Annotated in this window: 3 protein-coding genes; all 3 read right to left on the bottom strand. The window is 73.5% G+C overall.

From position 1 onward, the window contains the following. A partial coding sequence (locus tag ACZ6RT_RS36460) for a type I polyketide synthase (RefSeq protein WP_470158589.1) occupies positions 1–3250 on the bottom strand: 3250 nt, incomplete at its 3' end. A 247-nt stretch (positions 3251–3497) separates the two neighbouring features. Then, positions 3498–4736, bottom strand: a complete 1239-nt coding sequence (locus ACZ6RT_RS36455; protein ID WP_399196897.1) for a type III PLP-dependent enzyme — start codon at positions 4734–4736, stop codon at positions 3498–3500. Continuing rightward, positions 4733–6262 carry an AMP-binding protein gene (locus ACZ6RT_RS36450; RefSeq protein ID WP_470158587.1) on the bottom strand — a complete coding sequence of 510 codons (1530 nt, stop codon included), beginning with the start codon at positions 6260–6262 and terminating at the stop codon, positions 4733–4735. Before ACZ6RT_RS36450 ends, ACZ6RT_RS36455 begins: the two co-directional genes overlap by 4 nt. Positions 6263–6286: the final 24 nt, after the last annotated feature.

Below are 6286 nucleotides of genomic sequence, written 5' to 3'. Positions count from 1 at the left end.
ACCCCAGCGACAACCGCCCCGAGAACAACACCCCCTGCGAATCGGCCACCACCACCACCGCACCCAGCAACGGATGATCCACCGAACCCAGACCGACCGAGGTGAGGTCGCCGCCGGAGGCGCCGGCCTCCAGCCAGAAGCGACGGTGCTGGAAGGCGTAGGTGGGCAGGTCGACCCGGCGCGGCCCGTACGGGGCGAGGGCCGGCTCCCAGTCGACGCGCAGGCCGTGGACGTGGGCCTCGGCCAGCGAGGCCAGGAAGCGGCGCGGGCCTCCCTCGCCGCGGCGCAGGGAGCCGAACGCGGCGGCCTCCAGGCCGGCCTCGTCGATCGCGTCCTGGACGCTCATCGCGAGCACCGGGTGCGGGCTGGACTCCAGGAACACGCGCTGTCCCTCGGCCAGCAGCGTCTGGACGACCTGGTGGAACTCCACCGGGTAGCGGGCGTTGCCGAACCAGTACTCCGCGGTCAGCTCGGCGGTGTCGAGCAGGCCGCCGGTCACGGTCGAGTAGAACGGGATGTCGCCGCTGCGGGGGGTGACCGGGGCGAGCATGTCCAGCAGGCGCTCGCGCAGCGGGTCGACCTGGGCGCAGTGCGAGGCGACCGAGGAGGCCACGACGCGGGCGCGCACGCCCTCGGCCTCGCAGCCGGCGACCAGCTCGGCCAGGGCGTCGGCGTCGCCGACCACGGTGGAGGAGAAGGGGCCGTTCTTGCCGCCGACGGACAGCTTGCCGTGCCAGCGGGCGAGGCGCCGCTCGACCTCGGAGGCGGGCAGCGCGACCGCGGCGACCCCGCCCTTGCCGATCAGGGTCTCGGCGAACAGGCGGCTGCGCAGCACGATCACGCGTACCGCGTCGGCCAGCGACAGTCCTCCGGCCACGTAGGCGGCCGCGACCTCGCCCTGGGAGTGTCCGACGACGGCGGCCGGCAGGACGCCGTGGGACTTCCACAGCTCGGCCAGGGAGACCATCACCGCGAACAGCACCGGCTGGACGACCTCGAGCCGGTCCAGGGAGGGCGCGCCCGGGGTGCCGCGCAGCGCGTCGAGCAGGCTCCAGTCCACGTGGGTCTCGATCTCCGCGGCGCACTCGCGCATGCTGCGCGCGAAGACCGGCGAGGAGTCGAGCAGTTCCACGGCCATCCCGGCCCACTGGGACCCCTGGCCGGGGAAGACGAAGACCGGGCGCTCCTGGGCGGAGGCGACGCCCTGGAGCACGTTCGGCACCGACTCCCCCTCGGCCAGCGCGGCCAGGCCGGCGAGGAGTTCCTCGCGGTCGCCCGCGACGACGACCGCGCGGTGGTCCCACAGCGACCGGGTGGTCACCAGGGAGTGGCCGACGTCGACCGGGTCGAGGTCCTCCCCGGCCTGTCGGCGGTCCCGGAGGTGGGCGGCCAGGCGGGCCGCCTGCGCCCGCAGCGCCTGCCCGTTCCTGGCCGACAGCGGCACCGGCACCGCGGCGGGCCGCGGCGCCTCTTCGGCGCTCTCGGCATCCCCGGTGGTCGCGAGAGCGTCCGTCACGCTCCCGGGGTCGGTGGAACCGTCCTCGGAGCCAGGGACGGCCGCGGGGGGCTCCTCCAGGATCACGTGCGCGTTGGTGCCGCTGACGCCGAAGGAGGACACCGCGGCCCGGCGCGGGGCGCCGGACTTCTCCCACGGCAGGTCCTCGGTCAGCAGCTCGACCTCTCCCATGGACCAGTTGACGTACGGAGACGGCTCGTCCACGTGCAGGGTCCGGGGCAGCACGCCGTGCCGCATGGCCATCACCATCTTGATCACACCCGCGGAGCCGGCCGCCGCCTGGGTGTGCCCGATGTTCGACTTGATCGAGCCCAGCCGGAGCGGCGCGGCGTCGCCCCGGTCGCGGCCGTAGGTGGCCAGCAGGGCGTGGGCCTCGATCGGGTCGCCCAGTTTGGTGCCGGTGCCGTGCGCCTCGACCACGTCGACGTCGCCGCTGGAGAGCCCGGCGTTGGCCATGGCCTGGCGGATGACCCGCTCCTGCGAGGGGCCGTTGGGCGCGGTCAGGCCGCTGCTGGCGCCGTCCTGGTTGATCGCCGAGCCGCGGATGACCGCCAGCACCGGGTGTCCCCGGCGGAGCGCGTCCGACAGGCGCTCGACCACGATGACGCCGACGCCCTCGGAGAAGCCGGTGCCGTTGGCGGAGGAGGAGAACGCCTTGCAGCGGCCGTCGGCGGCGATCACCTGCTGGCGGCTGAACGCGGTGTAGGTGCCGGGGGTGGACATCACGGTCACGCCACCGGCCAGCGCCAGCGAGGTCTCGCCGGTGCGCAGGGACTGGCAGGCCAGGTGGATCGCGACCAGCGAGGCCGAGCAGGCGGTGTCGACGGTGAGGGTCGGCCCCTCCAGCCCGAAGGTGTAGGCGATGCGGCCGGAGACCACGCTGGTGGCGTTGCCGGTGACCAGGTACCCCTCGACCTCGCCGGGCGCCTTGTCGAGCCGGGGGCCGTAGTCCTGCGGTTCGGCGCCGATGAACACGCCGGTCTGGCTGCCGCGCAGCGAGCGCGGGTCGATGCCGGCCCGCTCGAACGCCTCCCAGGCGGTCTCCAGCAGCAGCCGCTGCTGCGGGTCCATCGCCACGGCCTCGCGCGGGTTGATCCCGAAGAAGTCGGAGTCGAACTCGGCGGCGTCGTGCAGGAAGTGCCCGACGCGCGCGTAGCTGGTGTTGGCCGTCGACGGGTCGTCGTCGAACAGCCGCTCCAGGTCCCATCCGCGGTCGACGGGGAAGCCGGTGACGGTCTCGCCGCCCTCGGCGACCAGCCGCCACAGCTCCTCGGGGGTGGCGATGCCGCCCGGGTAACGGCAGCCGATGCCGACGATGGCGATCGGCTCGTCGGAGCCGACGATCGCGCGTACCTCGGAGGTCTCGCCGTCGGCCAGGCCGAGGACCTCCTCGAACAGGTAGGCGGCCACGGCGGCGGGGGTGGGGTGGTCGAAGGCGAGGGTCATCGGCAGTTCCGCGCCCATCCGCTCGGCGAGCCGGTCGTGCAGCTCGACCGCGGCCAGCGAGTCGAAGCCCAGCTCCTGGAACGCCTGGTACGGGTCGATCGTGTCGGGGGCGTACGGCAGCACGGTGCGCAGGATCTCGACCGTCAGGTCGTGCACGAGCTCGACCAGGAAGGCGAGCCGGCGCTCGGCGGTCAGGTCCTCCGAGGGGAACGTGAACGCCGAGGGCGCCACCCGCCCGCCGTCCGCCGCGCCGGAGGTGCCAGAAACGAACTGCTCGGACTCGCTCATCCGTCCACTCCACGTCTTTGAAAAACCGTATGAAGGCCGTACGAATCGCCAGAGGCGCTGAAGCATTCGGGGTTCCGGGAGAGCGGGCCGGCCGCTCCCGGACGTCCCGGCACCGCCGGGGTCCCGCCGTGACGCGACCGTGCCGCGTCGGGGAGCCCTGCGAGACCCCGCGGGGCTCCCCGGGGACACCGCGTAAACACCGCGGGGGCACCGCGGGACCCTCACCCGGGCCCCGCGACGCCGGAACTCAGTCGTATTTCCGAACGAACTGGATACGGGACGCCGACACGACCTCGCCGCCGCGCACGACGACCTCGGTGGGGGCGGGACGTCCCAGGAACATCAGCAGGCTCGCGGTCATCCCGTACGCGCCCGCGTTGGGGATGGTGACGACGTCGCCCACCGAGAGCGCGGGGAGCCGCACGTTCTTGCCCAGGACGTCGCCCGGGGTGCAGAGCGGGCCGGCCAGGGTGGCGACCTCCTCCCCGGCCGGGTCGCCGTCCCGCGACGGGTCGTCGCCGAGCCCCACCGAGACCGGCAGCAGCCGTCCCAGGCCCGACATGCCCCCCAGGGTGTTGATGCCCGCGTCGAGGATGACGAACTTGCGCCCGCGGCTCTCCTTGATGTTGACCACGGTGCACAGCAGCTCCCCGGCGCCGCCGACCAGGTGGCGCCCGGACTCGCAGGCGATCCGCGGCGTCCCGGCCCGCCAGTCGGGGAAGTGCTCGTCGAGGATCTCCTCCAGCGCGGCCCGCAGGCCCGGGTAGACGGGCCGCTCCCCGGGGGTGAGGTAGGGGGCGGCGAAGCCCCCGCCGATGTCCAGCAGGCGCACCGGCAGGTCCACCTCCCGCCGCAGGCCCGCCGCCACCGAGATGGTGTGGCGGAACTCCCCGATCAGGCTCTCCTCGTCCTTGGCGTTGCTCAGCGAGAACAGGTGGGCCCCGGCCAGCCGGGTACCGGGCACCGCGCGCAGCTCGGGCATCAGGTCCGCCAGCGTCTCGCTGTCGATGCCGAACTGGGACGGGGTGCCGGTCATCCTGATGCTGGTCGCCGCGCTGGAGGTGGCGCTGTTGACGCGGAGCAGGCAGTCGGCGACCACGCCGTGGGCGCTCGCCACCTCCCCCACGCGCCGCAGGTCGCCCGGTGACTCCACCGAGAAGGAGACGACCCCGGCGGCGATCGCGGCCGTCAGCTCCTCGCGGGTCTTGCCCGGCCCGGTGTAGAGGATCTCCGAGCCGTCGAAGCCGGCCTCCAGGGCGGCGCTCAGCTCGCCGGTCGAGCTGATCTCGGCCAGGCAGCCGCGCCCGTCCCCGCCGCGCAGCGCACGGGCGATCTCGGGGTGCGGGTTGGCCTTGAAGGAGAAGAACAGCTCGAACGTCTCCGGCAGCGAGGACAGCAGGGCGTCGCGGGCGTCCGTGACGCGGTCGAGGTCGTAGACGTACAGCGGGGAGCCGTACCTGGCGACGAGGTCGGTGGTGCGGCTCATGCGGAGCTCCCCTCGAGCAGCAGCGCCAGCTGCTTGCGCTCGTTCTTGCCGTTCAGGGTCAGCGGGAACCTCTCCAGCACGTGGCAGGCCGCGGGCACCTTCGGCGGTTCCAGCCGCAGGGCCAGCTCGCGCAGGACCGCGTGCGGGGTCAGCTCGCCCTCGACGAACACCACCAGGTCGCGGCCGTCGGCGGGGGGAAGGACCACGGCCGCGGTGACGCCGGGGATGTCCATGGCGGCCGCCTCGATCTCGACGGTGCTCATCCGGGTGCCCTTGCGCTTGAACATGTCGTCCCGGCGGCCCTGGAAGTACAGGTAGCCGTCCTCGTCGAGGCTGCCGTAGTCACCGGTGTGCAGGCGCGCCCTGCCGGTCTCGGGGTCGGGGCGGTAGGCCCGCGCGGTCAGCACGGGGTCGCGCCAGTAGCCGGCCATCACGTTCGGCCCGTCCACGACGATCTCGCCGACCTCGCCGGCGGGCAGCGGGCGGCCCTCGCCGTCGAGGATCAGCACGCGGGTGCCGGGCAGTGCCCTGCCGGACGCGCCGGGACGTTCCCCGTCGAGTTCCGGCTCCATGATGGTGACGCGCTTGCACTCGGTGATGCCGTACATCCTGACCACCCGGGCGCCCGGGAACGACGCGCGCAGCCCGTCGATGGTCGCGGACGGCAGGGCCGCCCCGGTGTTGGTGAACATCCGCACCGACGGCGCGGAACCGGGGGCGCGCCTGGCCAGCGTCGAGATCATCGCGCCGAGGGACGGCACGATCGGGACGACGGTCGCGCCGCAGTCGCGGATCTGCCCGAGCAGCGCCACGTCCGGCCCGTCCCCGGCCAGCACCAGCTCGGCGCGGCCCAGCGCGGACAGGAAGATCTGGTAGAGGCCGTAGTCGAAGGACATCGGCGGCCGGCAGAAGACCACGTCGCCCGGCCGGTAGCCGAGCACCGCGTTGATGGCGGAGGCGGCGTAGCTCACCCGCTCGTGCGGGCAGACCACCGCCTTGGGCGCGGCCGTGCTGCCCGAGGTGTAGATGAGGACGGCGACGTACTCGGCCGGGATCTCGACCGGCTCGCGGGTGACGGGCCGGTCGGCCCGCTCCTCGATCCCGGCCCAGATCTCGTCGAGGTCGTGCACGGGGACGTCCCCGAGCGTCCGCACGGTCGCGGCGGCCTCCCCCGACCCGACGACGAGCGACGGCTCGCAGTCCTTCAGGACCGAGCTCAGGTGGAACGGCTTCATGCCGGGGTTCAGCGGCACCAGGACGGCGCCGCGGCGCAGGACGCCGTAGACGATGGGGACCATCTCGCGCCGGTTGGGGAGCTGGACGATCACCCGGTCTCCCGGGCCGACTCCCTGCTCGTCCAGCCACGCCTCGAAGGCGTGGCTCAGCTCGGCGACCCGCCGGTAGTTCCACCCGCCCCGCGCGTCGCGGACCGCGGGGTCGGAAGGCGCGGCCGCGGCCGCGTCGTCCAGCAGGCGGTGCACGAGATCCGACCGCAGGGACGGCACCTCGGAAATCAATTTCTCCACATTAGTCTCCCGTCCCCGAATGAA

It is taken from the genome of Streptosporangium sp. NPDC050148 (assembly GCF_055586505.1).
Note: the sequence above shows the minus strand (reverse complement) of the source record. Positions and strands in the feature narration are given on the sequence as shown.

What these genes read in the sequence shown, in the direction of transcription:
- ACZ6RT_RS36455 (WP_399196897.1), bottom strand. Translation starts at nt 4,736, where the DNA reads ATGAGCCGCACCACCGACCTCGTCGCCAGGTACGGCTCCCCGCTGTAC.